The following is a 16,440-nucleotide window of genomic DNA, read 5'->3' as shown; positions in this document are numbered from 1 at the left end:
GGAATTTCGAGTTGACTTCTCACATTATCGGAATCTATTTCTAATATTGAAATTTTAGGAGTGGAGTGGCCTGGCCGACATCCAGCGTGGTCGCTGATGGACAGCCGCGCGATCGGGGAAGGATCATGAAAATCTACGAGCAGGCCGGAGGGATGTTCTGGCTGTTTTTTGCCGCTCTGGTGATGGCGGAGTCGATGCGGCTTGGACTGGGAACTCCTGCAAACCCCGGTGCTGGATTCGTGACATTCGTATCGGCGCTTTGTCTCGGCTTCCTGTCGCTGGTGCACATCGTCCGCACGACCTTCCAGGGTGTAGAAGCGACGGATGACGAGGTAGGTCCCCTCGCAGCGGTTCCAAGGGTACTGCCGAGCTTCATCGCGCTCGTCCTTTACGCGCTTGTTCTTCCGCTTCTTGGATACGGTCTCAGCACATTTGCGCTCATGTTCGTGCTGTTCTGGCTGGTCCAGCCGAAACGCTACGTTCTCATCACCCTTCTCGCCTTTGTCAGCACCGCACTGACCCAATTGATCTTCCAGTTTCTGCTGAAGAGCCAGTTTCCGGTCGGTCCTTGGGGCTTTTGACGGAGGCAGCGCCAGATGGACATCTTATCGAATATCGCCCTCGGGCTCGGCGTTGCCTTCCGGCCGGAGAACCTTCTTTTCTGCACGCTTGGCGTCGTCATCGGCACGCTGATCGGCGTCATTCCCGGCATTGGTCCTGTTGGTGCAATGGGATTGCTTCTGCCGGCCACGATGTATGTGTCGCCCGAGGCATCAATCATCATGCTCGCCGGCATCTATTACGGCGCCCAATATGGCGGGACGATCACCTCCGTCCTCGTGCGCATCCCCGGCGAGGCGACTTCGATCATCACCTGCATCGACGGCCATGAGTTGGCGCGCAAGGGCCGCGCAGGCGCCGCATTGGGCATTGCCGCTTGGGGATCGTTCATTGCCGGCACGGTCAGCGTGCTAATCCTCATGCTCGTCGCGCAGCCGCTCGCCTCGATGGCGCTCAGATTCGGCCCACCGGAATATTTCGCCATCATTTGCATTGGGTTGGTGCTTGTTACCCACCTCTCCCAGGGCTCGACGCTGAAAGCCCTGATGATGGCGTTCGTTGGGTTTATCCTGGGCGGGGTGGGACTTGACCTCGTCACCGCGCTGCCCCGGTTCACACTTGGCATCAACGAACTGAGCGACGGTATCGGCATCGTTCCCGTCGTCATGGGCCTGTTTGGCGTGGCCGAGGTTCTCGAGAATCTGGAAGGACGGGAAACGAAGGTACGCCCGACGGAAACTCGGGTGAAAAACCTCTGGCCGACAATGGCCGATTGGGCGCGCGCAAAGTGGCCGATCGTGCGCGGCACGCTTATCGGCTTTTTCATCGGCATTCTTCCCGGCGGGGGCGGCGTGCTCGCGACCTTCACGTCCTATGCCATCGAGCGCCGCATCTCCAAGCACCCAGAAGAATTCGGCAAAGGCGCGATCGAAGGCGTAGCCGGTCCGGAAACGGCCAATAATGCCGCGGCAAGTGGAGGTCTTGTCCCCCTGCTTTCCCTCGGCCTGCCCACCGGCCCGATCATGGCAATGCTCTTTGCGGCTCTGGTCATTCAGGGCGTTCAGCCGGGGCCGATGTTCATCAGCAACCATCCCCAGATTTTCTGGGGCCTAGTGATGAGCATGTATGTGGGGAACGTTCTGCTGCTCATTCTGAACCTGCCACTTATCGGCGTGTGGGTGCAAATCCTCAAGACGCCCGGCTGGATGCTCTACCAGCTCATTTTCCTGTTCTGCCTCATCGGGGCCTACTCGGTGAACAACTCTACATTTGACGTTCTTGTGATGCTTGTGTTCGGGGGCGTCGGCTATGTGATGCGGAAATTCCACTACGATGCCGGGCCACTCGTTCTGGCCTTCGTGCTCGGTCCGATCCTCGAACAGAATCTGCGCCAGTCTCTGCTGATCTCGCGCGGCGATTTCTCCATTTTCGTCACGCGGCCGATTTCCGGCGCCATCCTTCTCCTGGTGCTCCTCATCCTGATCTCGAACGTACTCCCGTATCTGCGCGCTAGGCGCCGTGCGCGGGGCCAGTTTCGCGGGGCCGAGTAGCCAGAATTGCAAGGGAACGATGCGCCATGCACCAACTTCAAATCAGGGAATACTGCATATGCAGATAAAGTACCCTCACCTTTTCGAACCACTTACGATTGGCAAGGTCCGCCTCAAGAACCGGATCGCCATGGCGCCCATGGGCTTCCCCGCCCTGCAGGATGAGGAGGGGCTGCCCACCCAGCGCTACGTCGACTATTTCGTAGAGCGCGCCAAGGGTGGGGCCGGCCTGCTGCACACGGGCATGCTCAAGGTCGAGGATGAGATCGAACATTCCAGCCGCAAGCGCGGTCCCGTGCGGGCAGCGTTCATTCGTCCAATCGCGGACCTGACCGAGGCGGTTCATTCGCTCGGCGCGAAGTTTTTCGTTCAGCTCTCTCCTGGCTTTGGCAGCCAGGCGCGCCCAGGCACCATCAGGGGAGGTCCCGTCGCGCCTTCCGCCGTGCCGAACTTCGGTGACCCGAAGATCACTTGCCGGGCGCTCAAAACCGAGGAGGTCGAAGCGCTTGTGAAAGCATACGGCCGCGCCGCTGAGATCGTTGCCCGCGCCGGTTGCGACGGCATCGAATTGCACGGTCATGGCGGCTTCCTACTCGACCAGTTCACCTGCTCCTTCTGGAACAGGCGCGACGACAAATATGGCGGCGATCTGTGTGCCCGCCTGACCTTTCCGTTCGAAATCCTGCGCGAGATCAAGAGCCGCGTCAGCGAGGATTTTCCCGTCACCTATCGCTATGGGCTCAAGCACTACATGAAGTCTCTGCACGATGCCGGCCTGCCGGGTGAGACATTCACGGAAGTGGGTCGCGACATCGACGAGGGGCTTGAGATGGCAAGGCTTCTCGAGGAGGCCGGCTTCGACGGGCTGGCCGTCGATGCAGGCGCGTTCGCGGGCCACTATTGGACCCACCCGCCGATCTATCAGGACCATGGCTGCATGCTGTCCATGTCGGCCATGGTCAAGAAAGTGGTCACGATACCCGTCATGACCGTCGGTCGTCTCGACGTTCCGGACATGGCGGAACGCGCCATTGCATCCGGCGAGGCCGATATCGTCGCAATCGGCAAGGGCCTGCTCGCAGATCCCTATTGGCCTAACAAGGTGCGCGCGGGCCATGTGGAAGACATCCGCCCCTGCATCGGCTGTCACCAGGCCTGCACGGAGGTCATCCATGGCCGCGATCTGAACTCATGCACCGTGAACCCTGCGTGCGGACGCGAGCGCACCCACACTCCCTCCCCGGCACTCGTCAAGAAGAAGGTGCTTGTTGCAGGCGGCGGTGCCGCGGGCATGGAGGCCGCACGTGTCGCTGCCGCGAGGGGGCACGAAGTCATTCTTTACGAGAAGGAGACCGAACTCGGCGGCCATCTGCGCGACGCGTCGGTTCCGGATGACAAGAAAGACGTTGGGCGGCTCAATACCTGGTATCAGCGGCAGCTCTCCAATCTCGATATCCCCGTCAGAGCCGGCACCGCCGTTACACCCGCGATCGTGGAGGCCGAAAGGCCGGATGTCATAGTTGTGGCCAGCGGCTCCACGGACATCATGCCAAAACTTCCGGGCGCCGACCTTCCGCATGTCGTGCCGAGCACGGGCGTACTGCTGGGCAGGTACGAGACAGGCGAGAACGTCATCGTCGTGGGCGCTGGAGAGAACGGCTGCGAACTTGCCCTGTGGCTCGCCAGGAAGGGCAAGCGCGTCAGGATAGTCGAACGGCTGTCGCGCCCGGTGGCAATTCCCGTGGCGCGCGCCAATCGTAACATGCTGCTCGACCTGCTTGCATTCCATCAGGTTCCGATCCTCACAGATACAGCTCTCGAAGAGGTGCGAGTGGGGTCGGTGGTGGTCAGCCGCGCTGATGGCGCCCGCGAGGAGATCGATTGCGACACAGTGGTTATGGCCGTCGGCGTCAAAGCCGAACCAGAGCTCTACGTCCAACTCGTTCAGAGCTTTCCTGGCGAAGTTTATTCGATCGGTGATTGCGACGGACCGAGGAACATCATGAAAGCCGTCTGGGACGGCTTCGAGGTTGGACGTTCGATCTGACGGGACCCTCCGTTCGGACCAGCAGGCCCGGCCGGAACACAACCCCTGGGAGGGGGACCGCCTGTTCAGCCGAAATTCCGGCTGGTGGGCTATCGACAGAAGGAGGAGTTGAAATGCAATTCAAGCTCAATGCTTTGGGCGCGGTCTTTGGCCTCGCGCTCAGTGCCATTCTCGGGGCCGCGCCCAGCGCAGCCGCACAAGACTTCCCCACCAAGCCGATCACGATTCTCGTCGGCTACAACCCCGGCGACAACATGGACGTCATGACGCGCCACCTCTCCGAATTGGTTGAGAAGAAGCTTGGCCAGCCGATCAATATCGTCAACAAGCCCGGCGTAGCAGGCGCTGTTTCGCTCGGCGTTCTGGCTCAGGCGGCACCCGATGGCTACACCCTCGCCTCGGTCGTCGACACGCCGCTGAGCCGCATGCTCACCATGCGAAAGATGGACTACACGCAGGAGGATTTTGCGCCTGTGATGCAGTTTTCGTCGGGCGTGACGGGCGTCGTGGTCAAGGCCGACTCACCGTGGCAGACTTTTGAAGAGTTCATTGCGGATGCCAAGGCAAATCCGGGGAAAATCACCTACGCTACTTCGGGCGCAGGTTCGACCATGCACGTGGCGATGCAGTATGTCGGCAAGGAAGCCGGTCTCGACTGGACCCACGTCCCCTATCCTGGCGCGCGCGATACCCTCGCCGCAGTGCTAGGCGGCCATGTTAACGCCGCAGTCGGTTCGACGCAGTGGGTAGAGGACGTCCGCGCTGGGAACATGCGCCTGCTGGCGGTGATTTCCGACACCCGCATGCCGGCTTTCCCGGATGTACCGACGCTGCCTGAACTCGGCTACGACTTCGACGCCCATGCGGTCAGCGTCATCGTTGCGCCTGCCGGCACACCGGAGCCGATCATAGCCAAGCTCGACGATGCCTTCCATGGAGCAATGGAAACACCGGAGTTCGGAGAAACCCTCACCAAGCTGATCGCGGCCAAGGAATATCGCGGCCACACCGAACTCACCGCCTATCTGAAAAAGGTCAAAGAAAACTTTGCCGGGATCATAGCCGATCTCGGTATTCCCACCGAATTGAATAAATGAAGTGCTCTGCTTTGCCCCCGGTCATTCGGATCGGGGGCTGCCCACGCCACTCGGTTTAAGCGCGTGACCCGATTGGCCGCATCGCATCCAGCCATCTCCGTCCGCGGTGGGCTCTGACGGCACCGAAACTCTGACAGAAAAACAGGCAACGGGAATGGACGAAATGAATTCCAAGACTGCAATCGTGTTCGGCGGCTCGCGCGGCATCGGCGCAGCCATCGTCGAAGCGCTCGCCCGCGACGGCTACGACGTCGTGCTCACCTACACTTCGGCCAAACCCGACCCGGTTCCCGGTGGAGCCCTGGCGAGGACATCCTGCTACGAGTGCGATATTCGTAGCCCCGAGGAAATCGAACGCATTTTCACACAGGCCGAAGCCGAATTCGGCGGAGCGCCGGCGTGCGTCGTCGCCAATGCCGGCATCAATGTGCCCCCGGCACCGGTCGGCACATTCCCGCATGAGCGGTTTGCAAACCTTGTCGAAGTCAACATCGTCGGTGCCTTCAACGTTCTTCACGCGGCAGCGAACCATGTCCGCGACGGCGGCACGATCATCGGCCTCACCACATCCATGGTGCGCATGGGTATCCCCGGCGTCGGTCCCTATACGGCCTCCAAGGCCGCCGTCGAAAGCCTGTTGCGCTCCATGGCCCGTGAACTCGCGCCGCGCAAGGTGCGCGTGAACGGCGTCGCGCCCGGTCCTGTCGACACCGACCTGTTCCGCGCCGGCAAGGATACCGCCGCTGTGGAACGGTCCGCGGCGATGAGCCCGTTCAACCGCGTCGGACGTCCCGAGGAAGTTGCCGCCGTCGTCGGCTTCCTCGCTTCCGATGCTGCGTCTTGGGTCCATGGCCAGATCGTCCAGCCGAACGGCGGCATGATCTGACGCCTGGCGATAATCACTGCATGGAGCTGACCGAGATGACACGAAAAAAAGGCGGAGAGATCATCACCGAATCTCTCATCAAGGAGGGAATCACCCATGTCTTCGGCATATGCGGGCATGGCAATGTGGGGCTTCTGGATTGCCTTTACGAACGCCGGGACGACATTGCGCTGATCTCGCCGCGCCACGAGCAGACCGCCGTTCACATGGCCGACGGTTTCTTCCGCGTCTCACACCAGCCGGCGGCCACGCTGACCTCAACCGGCCCCGGATCGGCGAACCAGATCATGGCTCTCGCGGTAGCCCAGACCGACAGCTCCGCCGTCTATTCCATCACGGCGAACGTGCCCACCAGCCAGTTCAACCGGGGACCGTTCCAGGAACTGAACCTTCATCATCACGCCGATTTCAACAGTGTTATCAAACCGGTGGTCAAGCGGAGTTTCCAACCCTCCCGTGTCGAGATGCTGCCGCTCGCCATGCGACAGGCTGCGGCAGCGATGACGACGGGCCGGCCCGGTCCGGTCAATCTCGACATCCCCTATAACCTCTTCCAGGAAGAAGCCGAGGTCGCGACCGAGCCGCGCGGCAATGCCTTCGGCCGGCGCCGCAGCGGCGCCAGCCTGGAGGACGTGAAGCGGGTGATGGACATGCTCCTCGCGGCGGAACGACCGGTGATCTTCATCGGCCACGGTATCGCCCTCTCCGAGGCCTCGGCCGAGCTCACACAACTGGCCCACAAGCTTTCGATCCCTGTCATCAGCTCGCCCAACGGCATGGGCTGCTTCGACATGAAAGATGTGCTCTCGCTTGGCTTTATCGGCCGCAACGGCGCCTATCAGGCGAACCAGGCCGGCCGTCACGCCGATTTTGTTCTGGCCATCGGCGCACGTTTCGATGACCGGTCGGCGTCGAGCTGGAAGCCCGGTTATTCTTGGAACTTCCCGAAGACCAAGCTCATCCATGTAGACGTCGACCACGCGGAACTAGGCCGGAACTACACGCCGGACTTGCCGATTGTGGCCGACGCTCGTGCGTTCCTTGAGCAGGTTCTGGGCGAACTGGAGGGCCGCGAGATCGGCGACAACCGTCTCGCCCCCTGGCTCGCGGAGATTGCTGGCTGGCGCGCAGAGTGGGAAGCATATGTCGCGCCGGGATTTGCCGAGCATGCAAGCCCCATTCGGCCGGAACGCATTGTCGCCGACAGCCTGAAAGTGCTGCCCGAGGACACCATCATCACGCTCGACTCCGGCGTGCACCACAATTGGTACATGCAGTTCTGGCAGGCGCGCCGGCCGCAGTCCATGCTCAACACCTGGGGCTATTCGGGGATGGGTTTCGGGCCTTCATCGGCACTCGGCGCCAAGCTTGCAGCGCCCGACCGGCCCGTGGTCTCGATCAGCGGCGATGGCGGTTTCACCATGGTGCCGCATGTGCTGTGCACAGCGGTTGAATATGACATTGCCGTCGTTTTCGTCGTCTGGAACAATTTCGCTTGGGGCGCGATCCGCGACCTGCAATACGGGTATTTCGGCGGCCGCGAATACCGCACTGCCTTCTATCACAACGCATCGGGTGCGAAGTACAATCCTGACTTTGCGGCATGGGCGCGGGCGAGCGGCGTCGTGGGCTATACGGTGACCCGAAGCCGGGACTTCGGGGGCACCCTTGAAGAGGCCGTGAAGCTGAACAGACCCGTTCTGATCGACGTACATGTGGACGCGGATATCCGTCCGCCGGCGACAGGCTCGTGGGAATTGCCGCCTCTGCCGCCCAAGGAGCCCATCTTCGGCAAGCCTTGGCAGCCTAATGGGGAAGTCAGATGAGCGAACGCAAGTCCTTCATCCGGCACATTGCCGAAGTGTCTTGGCAGCAGTATCCGGGACATTTCGGCTCCGCCCTCTCAAAGGGCCTTGTCACGCCCGAAAGCGCAGCTACTCAGCACATCGACTACCGCATCTCGACCTATCAGCCGATGGCCTATGTCGAGCGCCACGTCCACAACCTCCAGGAACAGGTCTATCATATCCTCGAGGGGGAAGGGCTGATGGAGATCGACGGCGAAAAGAGCGTCGTTCGCAAACACGACGTCATTTTCATTGCTCCGGGCACTTGGCACTCCATAGAAAACACCGGGCTTGGCGACCTGACTTTCATCGTCGTCACCGCGCCGGCGCGGGACGAGTGAGGAATATCCGATGGGAGATGGCTTTGGCCGTCTTCTCTTATGCGTTCGCCGGTTCTAACGCGCGGTGTCCGAGCGCCCGTGACAGTTGCTGCGCCGCCTCTTCGAGCTTTGGGACCCGCTTGCCGATCACATCCGGCGTCATCCGCCAGGCAGGGCCGGATAAGCCGATTGCAGCAGCACAGCGGCCGGTGAAATCCCAGACCGGCATGGCGATACAGCGCAGATCCGGGTCGAACTCGGCGCGATCATGGGCGATGCCTTCGCTGCGCACGATTTCCATTTCGCGGCGAAGTTTCCCGGGATCGGTGATTGTGTTTTCCGTAATGCGGTTGAGCGGCAGAGCCTTGATCAATTCGTCCCGCTCCTTCTCCGGCATATATGCCAGGAGCACCTTGCCCAGGGCGGTCGCATGCATCGGCCGTGTAATCCCGACGCGCTCGGACAATTGGAGGAGCCCTGCCCCTTCCGTCCGCGCCACAACGATCACGTCAGCGCGCTCCCTGACGGCGAGATGCGATGTCTCGCCCGTCAGCGCACTAAGCTGCTCAAGTACGGGCAGACCGAAATTGAGCAGGGTCCGCTCTCTGGACGCGCCGGAGGCAAGTCCGAACAGCCGGGTTCCGATACGGTATTTCTTGCCGTCTCCGTCCTGAGACAGAAAACCAAGCCCGACCAATGTCTTGACCAAGTGGAATGCAGTGCTGGTGTGGAGGCCAACGCGACCGCTGATCTCGGTAAGCCCCAAACCGTCAGGACTGCCGGCCACCGCATCAAGAATTGCGGCGCCACGCTCGAGGGATTGGATACCCGATCCGCGGACTATAGGCTTGCTGTCGCTTGTGTTCATCTTTTCCATCGGCGGTTTCGGCACCGTTCTTGCTTGCCGAAGCTCTAACACCACGCTCTGGGGTTTGACCAGATTTGAATCCTATGTCTGGGGACCACAACTGCTCAGGAAGCGATCGCCTCCGGAAAGAGGGATGGCTCCGGGAATACGCCTTCAAAGCCCGGCCAAATCTTGTCGGAGATTAACAAGCGCACGGTTTCACGCAGCTCGGCAACCACAACCGTGGCCGCAGGCGTCAGCTGTCCCGGAGGCAGAGTATAGAGGAAATTGCGCCGCCGGAAGACGAGGTCGCGAAAAGCCAGGTGCCGGAAGCGTCGCCCGCCGGCACTCTCCTTCATAATTGCACCCATTGGTTTGATCGTGGCACCCATCCCATCGTGAACGCAATCCATGACGAGCGACAAAGAATCCACCTGGGCCACGACACCAGCTGAAAGGCCACGATTCTCGAACTCTGCCTCAATCCGTTGCCGCAGGCCGTGGTCGCGCGTCGGCAGAATGAGGGGCAGCGCCGCTGCCTCGGCGAGTTTGACATGGTCGACCCCGCCAGGGACCAGCCAACTTTGCTCCGGCAGGATCAGGAAAAGCTCTTCCACCATCAGGGGCTCAATTATGGCTTCAAGCGCCGGCTCGCGACTGAAGAGCACCGCCATATCGAGCTGACCGAGCCGCATGAGTTGCCCGATATGCCCGCTCATCCCTTCAACGACATTGAGCAGGATGTTCGGGAATCGTTCGCGCAGGCGCTTCACCAGCGGCAAGCCGATCGCAGCGACTGTTGTTGCCGGCAGCCCCACCGTCACCACGCCCTGCACAGGCCCGGCTTCACCGCGCGCGATCTCGACGGACTGGTCGAACTGGCGCAGCATGAAACGCGCGTGATGATAGAGCGCCACCCCGTTGTCCGTCGGGACCACACCCTTGGAAGAACGGTTCAAGAGCGGCCTGTCCACCTCCGCTTCGAGTTTGGCTATTTGCTGACTGAGAGCGGGCTGTGCGACGTAGAGTTCACGCGCCGCGCGTGAAAGGCTGCCACAGTCCACAATATGAACGAAATAGCGGAGTTGGCGGATATCCATACATTTTCCTCCCATGGGAGAATGGGCCCGGAAGGATACTCCTGTCCAGCCATCCGCTCACATTATCGCAAATCTCCTCAGAATGCCGAATAACGCGTGCATTGCATACGCTCGGTCGCCGCCTCGCCCTCAAGCCATTTCGCAAGAACCGGTCGCCTTTTCCGCCAGTGGAGCTTGGGGTGCCGGAAGTCGAGATATTCGAGCGCGGCAGCAAGGCCGATCGTACCCATATGCAGCGTTTGGAGGTCTTCGGTCCTCGCCTCCAGACAATCGAGCGCGGCCTCGATGCGAGCGAACTGCGCCGCAGCCCAATCCTGCCAGACAAGGTTGCCGGGACGGATCGCCAGCTCGTACCGGGCAATCACCGCGGCATCCATGATGCCGTCGGCCAGCGCTTCGAGCCTGAGAATCGCCCAGACATCGGGGCCGGCATAGAGCCCTGCCCCCTCTCCTTTCGCATCAATATAGCGGCAGATCGCCCGGCTGTCATAGATCGGTCCCTCGGGAGCGATCAGCACAGGGATCTTGGCGAGCGGATTGAGGGCGCCAAGAGAAGCATTGCGCTTCGCAGGATCAACCTTCGCCTCTTCGAGCGCAAGCGGCACGCCGCGCACGATCGCCACCATGCGCACCTTCCGAGCAAAAGGTGAAGCCGGCGTTTGAAGAAGCGTCAGCATCCCGTCCATCACTAGACCGTAAAGCTTACCACGCGCTCTTCGCTCATCTCGCGCATGGCGTAATACGGGCCCTCGCGGCCGAAGCCGCTATCCTTTGAACCGCCATAAGGCATCATGTCGAGCCGCGACGACGACGTTTCGTTGACATGCACGCCACCGACTCTGAGGCGCCGGGCCGCCGCAAAAGCGGCGTCAAGCCGATTGGTGAATATGCCTGAAGCCAGCCCGTAGGGCGTGGAATTCACGCGCGCGATCGCGGCATCGAGGTCGGAGAAGCTTTCGATCCCGATAACAGGCCCGAAGACCTCTCGACACCCCACCTTCATGTTCGGCCCGACACCGGCGAGCAATGTCGGCGCAACCACCGCACCTTCGCGCTTGCCGCCGGCCAGAAGGCGCGCGCCGGATGCGGTTGCTTCGTTGACCCAGTTCTCGACACGCTTTGCATCGGCTAGCGAAATCATGGGGCCGGTCACGCATCCCTCGCCGGCGGGATCGCCGTATTTCAAAGCCATGACGCTCTCGGCCATGCGTGCTTCGACCTCGTCCTGCAGGCGTTCATGAACCATCAGAACCTGGACGGAGGTACAGACTTGCCCGGCCTTGCGGTAGCCGGCCCCGATCACCTTCGGCAGCGCCGCTTCGAGATCACAGTCTTCGGCAAGCAGCGTAAAGGCGATGGAGCCCAGCTCCATCTGCGTGCGCCGCAAACCCGCCTGCCCCTGGATGATCCTCCCAACCTCGGTCGATCCGGTAAAGGCGATGTAGCGCACCCGTTCATCCGCCATGGCGGCGGAGACCGCCGGGCCGCCCCCGTGGAAGACCTGCAGATAGCCCTCGGGTAGCCCCGCCTCAAGAAAGCAGTTGGCCAGCAGGCAGGCGGTGCGGGGCGTCTGGCCAGCCGGTTTGAGCACCACTGTGTTGCCGGCGGCAATCGCGGGCGCGAGCTTGTGTGCCACCGTGTTGAGCGGCGCATTGAAAGGCGTGACCGCCAGCACGACGCCGAGCGGAACGCGCAACGTGAAAGCCAAGCGCCTGCCCTGCCCCGGCGCGCCCGCCACAGGCAGCACATCGCCTGCGAGCCGGCGCGCCTCCTCGGCCGCCAGGCGAAAGGTCTGTACGGTCCGCCCGATCTCGCCCATGCAGTCCGCCGTCGCAAAGCCGGTCTCCGGCTGCATGACCGACACGAACTCGGCCTGGCGTGCCTCGACAAGCTCCGCCACCGCATCGAGAATCCGGCCGCGCTCGTGCGGCGTCAGCCGGTCTCCCTCAAAGGCTTCATGCGCGATTTCGATCATGCGCGCAATCTGTGAGCCCGAGCTTGCCGGCAACTGCCCAATAGGCGACAGACGGTACTTGTCGAGAATCTCGCTCGCAGCGCCCTCACCGGGAACCCAGCCGCCACCGAGGAGCATTCCGCAAACCGGCTGCGCCCCCACCTGACTGGTTTCGAAGCTGTAGGACATCAATCGTCTCCGACATGGACATCTAAGGAACAGGGCATGCGGCCATTCGACAGGCAGCGCTGCCAAAAAACTCAAATTATGCGGGCGATGCGGTAGCCCTCCTGCATCGCTTCGGCCACTTTGCGTGGCGCTACGCAATCGCCAATCGAAAACACCTCGGCCGGGCCGCTCTCCAGCGCCTCCACGATTTCCCGGCGCGGGCGGAAGCCCACAGCGAGAATGACTGTATCGGCACCGATCCGATGCTCAGCCCCTGAGTTGTCAGTGTAGCGGACACCGGCGTCATCGATTTCAAGCACGCTGGCCTCCGTGAGAACGCGGACGCCCTCGTCCTGGAGGAGTTTGAGCATATGCATGCGGTTGATGTAGTACATGTCGCCGCCAATCGCGCTCAGGCGTTCGATGATCGTCACCTCACGTCCTTCCCGCACCAGATGAAGCGCGGTTTCGCACCCGACGACGCCACCCCCCACGACCACCGCCTTCTGCCCGCATCCAGCCTTGCCGGTGAGAACATCATTGGCAGCGACGACATGGTCTCTCTCAACGCCCGGGATCGGCGGCACGATGGGCGCGGAACCCGCGGCAACGATCACGATGTCCGGTAAAACTTCCGCGACATTCTCTGCCGTAGCCTCCTTGCCCAACACTACGTCGACGCCTTCCTTTCCCATCTGATGGACGAGATAGGCTGTCAGGCGCTGGTAAATCTCCTTGAAGGGCGGGGACGAGCCTGGCCCGATGTTGCCGCCCACCCCGCCTTCCTTTTCCCATAGCGTGACACGGTGGCCGCGATGGGCGGCCACGCGCGCCGCTTCCATGCCGCCGGGTCCGGCACCGATCACCAGAACCCGCTTCTTCTGCTCTGCTGGGGTGAGACGCATTTCACGCTCGTTGCCCGTCGCCGCGTTCACCGCACAGCCGATCCGCTTGCCGTCGTGGATGTATTTGTGACAGCCCTCGAAGCAGTCGACACACGGCGCAATGTCGAGAAAACGACGCTCGCGCACCTTATTAGCCCAATGCGGATCGGCAATCAGCGTGCGGCCGAGGGCGATGAAATCTGCCTTGCCGGAGGTTAATGCCGCCTCGGCTATCTCGGGATTGCCGAGCTTGCCCACCGCGATCACCGGGATGTCCACTGCCTCGCTGACCATATGCGCGAGATCCAACGTGCAGCCTTCAGGCAGGAATTCGGATGGCAGCGTCCAGTATTGCGTTTCACGGCAGCCGGCATCGATCATCAGCCCGTCGACCCCGGCTGCTTCCAGTGCGCGCGCGATCTCGACCCCTTCCGGCGCCTCTCTGCCTCCGGGAAGATAGTGGTCGAGCGCATATTTCACCGTCACCGGGAATTTGCTGCCCAAAACACCCTTGAGCTGCTCCACGACCTGCACGATCAGCCGCAGCCGGTTCTCCAGGCTCCCGCCGTATTCATCCTCTCGCTTGTTCCAGAGCGGCGTCATGAACTGGTCGAAGAGATAGCCGGCGTGGCAGTTCAACTCGACCATGTCGGCCCCGCCGACTTTGATGAGGCCTGCCGCCCGCTCGAAATCATCGAGCATCCGGTTGATGTCGTCCTTGCTCATCGGGCGGGTCAGCCGCTTGGGGTCGTTGAGGCAGGGTATAGCGGAGGCACCATAGGGCTGAATGCCCTTCATCAGATCCGGCTTGCTCATGCAGCGCCCGAGCCCCGGCGCCAGCTGGACGCACAGCTTCGTGCCGTAGTCGTGCACTGCCTGGCTGAGTTCATGCACCCAACGGGTATAAACCTTGTTGTCCAGCATGAGGGAGGTCTGGATCGGGCTCAGCGGATCCTTCTCGAAATGGCGTGATACGCGGACCGACCCTGTGGTGATCATTGCGGTGCCGCCGCGGGCGCGCTCGACGAAATAGTCGATCCCGCGCTGCGAGAGGCTTCCGTCGGTGTCAATCAGCGCGCCGATGCCCGCACCCGACATAATCACGCGGTTCTTGAGCTTGCGGTTTCCGATCCAACCCGGTTCAAAAAGCTTCATTCGTTGGAACCTCTTTGGTGCGTGGCCTTCGTGTGTTGAGACCCGCCAATCAGATGGCACGCGACCTGCCGCCCTGCGCCCACATCGACAAGCTCGGGATCGACAGCGCTGCAGACCGGCATTGCTTCGTCGCAACGTGGGCAGAAACGGCATCCCTTCGGAATATCGAGCGCCGAGCCAATTTCTCCGCGCAGGCTGGGCGCGCTCTTTTTCCGGTTCGGATCGGGCAGTGGCATCGCCCTGAAAAGAGCCTTTGTGTAGGGATGCAGGGGTCGCTCGTAGATCTCCTCGGTGTCCCCGATTTCCACGATCCGCCCCAGATACATCACCGCCAACTGGGAACTCACATGTCCGAGCGTCGCTAGATCATGGGAGATCATGAGATAGGTCAGGCCGTAGCGGTCCTGGAAATCGGAGAGCAGGTTCAGAACCTGCGCCCGGATCGATACGTCGAGCGCGGAGACGGGCTCGTCGAGCACCAGCATCGTCGGTTCGAGGATCATCGCCCGGGCGATCGCCACGCGCTGCTTCTGCCCCCCGGACAGCTCGTGCGGATAGTTGTCCATCACACGTTTGGGCAGGCCGACCTGCGCCAGCATGTCCTCGACCTTCTCGCGGATTTCGGCCTTGCCCAAGCGGTTTGGACCGGTGCGCGCATGAATTTCCAGCGGTTCGGCGACAATGGCCAAGATGCGCATCCGCGGGTCGAGCGAACCTGAAGCATCCTGAAAGACGGCCTGCACGCGGGTCCGATACCAGGCGTCCCCCTCGGCATCGAGCTTGCCGATGTCGCGACCCTCGAATTCGATCGCGCCCCCGGTGGGACGGTCGAGGCGCAGGATGAGCTTGCCCATTGTCGACTTGCCCGACCCCGATTCTCCCGCAATGCCGAAGCTGGACCCGCTGGCGATTGAGAAGCTGGCTCCGTCGACGGCCTTGAGCGGCTTCTCGCCGCCGCCGCCCACCCAACCTCCTGAGCGGATCCCGAAGTATCTCTTTACGTCGCGCAGTTCGAGAATGGTTCCCACTACTGAACCTCCCCGGCTTCGAGTGCGAGGCACGCCGCTTGTCGCCCATCGGAAAGCCTCTTGATCGGCGGGCGGGCGTTCTTGCATGCCTGCATGGCACGATGGCAGCGCGGCTCAAACGCGCAGCCGGCGGGAGGATCGAGCAGGTTGGGCGGCTCCCCAGGTATCTGATAGAGCCGCTTCTGCCGCGTCCCGGGCACCGGAAGCGCTTTCAGCAGGGCCTCCGTGTATGGATGGGCGGGTGATCTGAGCACCTGTCGTACATCGCCGAATTCGACGATCTTGCCGGCATACATCACGGCGACCTTGTTGCAGGTCTCGGCGACGATCCCCAGATCGTGCGTGACCAGAATCAGCGCCATGCCCGTCTCTTCCTGCAACTCCCGCAGGAGTCTCAGAAACTGGTCCTGGATCGTCACGTCCAGCGAGGTGGTCGGCTCGTCCGCGATCAAGAGGCCCGGACTGCCAGCCAGCGCAATCGCGGCAACCGTGCGCTGGCGCATGCCGCCACTGAACTCGAACGGATACTGGCTCAGCCTTGCCTCAGGTGAAGGGATATGGACCTGCCGCAGCACATCCAGCACCTTTTCGCGCAGATCCGAGCGGCTCTTCGCCGCGCCGCGCAATCTAAAGGGCTCGCCTACCTGATTGGCGATCGTGAAGACCGGGTTCAGCGACATCAGCGGATCCTGAAGGATCATCCCGATTTCCCGTCCGCGCACGGAGCGCATCTCGCGCTCGGAAAGCGTGAGCAGGTCACGCCCGTCCCAGAGCACACGCCCGCCGACGGTCCGCGCGGCGGGCCTGGGCAGAAGGCGCAAGATCGAGTTGCAAGTCATGCTCTTGCCGGAGCCGCTTTCCCCGACAAGGCCGAGCGAATCCCCGCGCTCAAGCGCAAAACTGACACCGTCCACCGCCTTCACAACGCCGGCGCGCGTGTAGCAGTAGGTCCGCAGATCCTCGACCGAAAGGAGGGGTGCCTGTGTCATCTCTCTC

General features: G+C 62.0%; 14 protein-coding genes. 7 read left to right on the top strand and 7 right to left on the bottom strand.

All coding sequences use genetic code 11. The features are described from left to right. The first annotated feature begins 125 nt into the window (after positions 1-125). The 7 genes from GPJ75_RS16580 (at position 126) to GPJ75_RS16550 (ending at position 8,329) form a co-directional block, all read left to right on the top strand. Positions 126-581, top strand: coding sequence for a tripartite tricarboxylate transporter TctB family protein (locus GPJ75_RS16580; RefSeq protein ID WP_163269443.1), 456 nt, complete (start codon positions 126-128; stop codon positions 579-581). Positions 582-596: 15 nt separating this feature from the next. Then, on the top strand, positions 597-2,111 hold the full coding sequence (locus tag GPJ75_RS16575) for a tripartite tricarboxylate transporter permease (RefSeq protein WP_163269442.1): 1,515 nt from the start codon (positions 597-599) through the stop codon (positions 2,109-2,111). A gap of 58 nt (positions 2,112-2,169) precedes the next feature. Beyond that, positions 2,170-4,158, top strand: coding sequence for an oxidoreductase (locus GPJ75_RS16570; RefSeq protein ID WP_163269441.1), 1,989 nt, complete (start codon positions 2,170-2,172; stop codon positions 4,156-4,158). A 113-nt stretch (positions 4,159-4,271) separates the two neighbouring features. Then, positions 4,272-5,255 carry a Bug family tripartite tricarboxylate transporter substrate binding protein gene (locus tag GPJ75_RS16565; RefSeq protein WP_163269440.1) on the top strand — a complete coding sequence of 328 codons (984 nt, stop codon included), beginning with the start codon at positions 4,272-4,274 and terminating at the stop codon, positions 5,253-5,255. 154 nt (positions 5,256-5,409) lie between these two features. After that, positions 5,410-6,141: an SDR family NAD(P)-dependent oxidoreductase gene (locus tag GPJ75_RS16560; protein WP_246249094.1), complete on the top strand. Its 732-nt coding sequence runs from the start codon at positions 5,410-5,412 to the stop codon at positions 6,139-6,141. Between the two features lie 35 nt (positions 6,142-6,176). Beyond that, positions 6,177-7,967: a thiamine pyrophosphate-binding protein gene (locus tag GPJ75_RS16555; protein WP_163269439.1), complete on the top strand. Its 1,791-nt coding sequence runs from the start codon at positions 6,177-6,179 to the stop codon at positions 7,965-7,967. Next, positions 7,964-8,329 carry a cupin domain-containing protein gene (locus tag GPJ75_RS16550; protein WP_163269438.1) on the top strand — a complete coding sequence of 122 codons (366 nt, stop codon included), beginning with the start codon at positions 7,964-7,966 and terminating at the stop codon, positions 8,327-8,329. The genes GPJ75_RS16555 and GPJ75_RS16550 overlap by 4 nt, the downstream gene beginning before the upstream one ends. Before the next feature lie 37 nt (positions 8,330-8,366). On the opposite strand, the gene GPJ75_RS16545 is transcribed toward GPJ75_RS16550, so the two are convergent. From GPJ75_RS16545 to GPJ75_RS16515, 7 genes are all read right to left on the bottom strand, one after another. Beyond that, positions 8,367-9,185, bottom strand: a complete 819-nt coding sequence (locus tag GPJ75_RS16545; RefSeq protein ID WP_163269437.1) for an IclR family transcriptional regulator — start codon at positions 9,183-9,185, stop codon at positions 8,367-8,369. Positions 9,186-9,280: 95 nt separating this feature from the next. Further along, on the bottom strand, positions 9,281-10,255 hold the full coding sequence (locus tag GPJ75_RS16540) for a LysR substrate-binding domain-containing protein (RefSeq protein WP_163269436.1): 975 nt from the start codon (positions 10,253-10,255) through the stop codon (positions 9,281-9,283). A 77-nt stretch (positions 10,256-10,332) separates the two neighbouring features. After that, positions 10,333-10,932, bottom strand: a complete 600-nt coding sequence (locus GPJ75_RS16535; protein ID WP_163269435.1) for a glutathione S-transferase family protein — start codon at positions 10,930-10,932, stop codon at positions 10,333-10,335. A gap of 11 nt (positions 10,933-10,943) precedes the next feature. After that, entirely contained in the window at positions 10,944-12,398 is a 1,455-nt protein-coding gene (locus tag GPJ75_RS16530) for an aldehyde dehydrogenase family protein (protein WP_163269434.1), read from the bottom strand. A 71-nt stretch (positions 12,399-12,469) separates the two neighbouring features. Further along, positions 12,470-14,416: an oxidoreductase gene (locus GPJ75_RS16525; protein ID WP_281354820.1), complete on the bottom strand. Its 1,947-nt coding sequence runs from the start codon at positions 14,414-14,416 to the stop codon at positions 12,470-12,472. Further along, a complete protein-coding gene (locus GPJ75_RS27415; RefSeq protein WP_246249092.1) occupies positions 14,413-15,444 on the bottom strand; it encodes an ABC transporter ATP-binding protein in 1,032 nt (343 codons plus the stop codon). Before GPJ75_RS27415 ends, GPJ75_RS16525 begins: the two co-directional genes overlap by 4 nt. Next, positions 15,444-16,433: an ABC transporter ATP-binding protein gene (locus tag GPJ75_RS16515; protein WP_163269431.1), complete on the bottom strand. Its 990-nt coding sequence runs from the start codon at positions 16,431-16,433 to the stop codon at positions 15,444-15,446. The genes GPJ75_RS27415 and GPJ75_RS16515 overlap by 1 nt, the downstream gene beginning before the upstream one ends. Positions 16,434-16,440: the final 7 nt, after the last annotated feature.

The sequence above is a fragment of the Chelativorans alearensis genome, assembly GCF_010993735.1.
Lineage (GTDB): Bacteria > Pseudomonadota > Alphaproteobacteria > Rhizobiales > Rhizobiaceae > Chelativorans > Chelativorans alearense.
The sequence above is the reverse complement of the archived record's forward strand: the minus strand, read 5'-3'. Positions and strand labels throughout refer to the sequence as shown.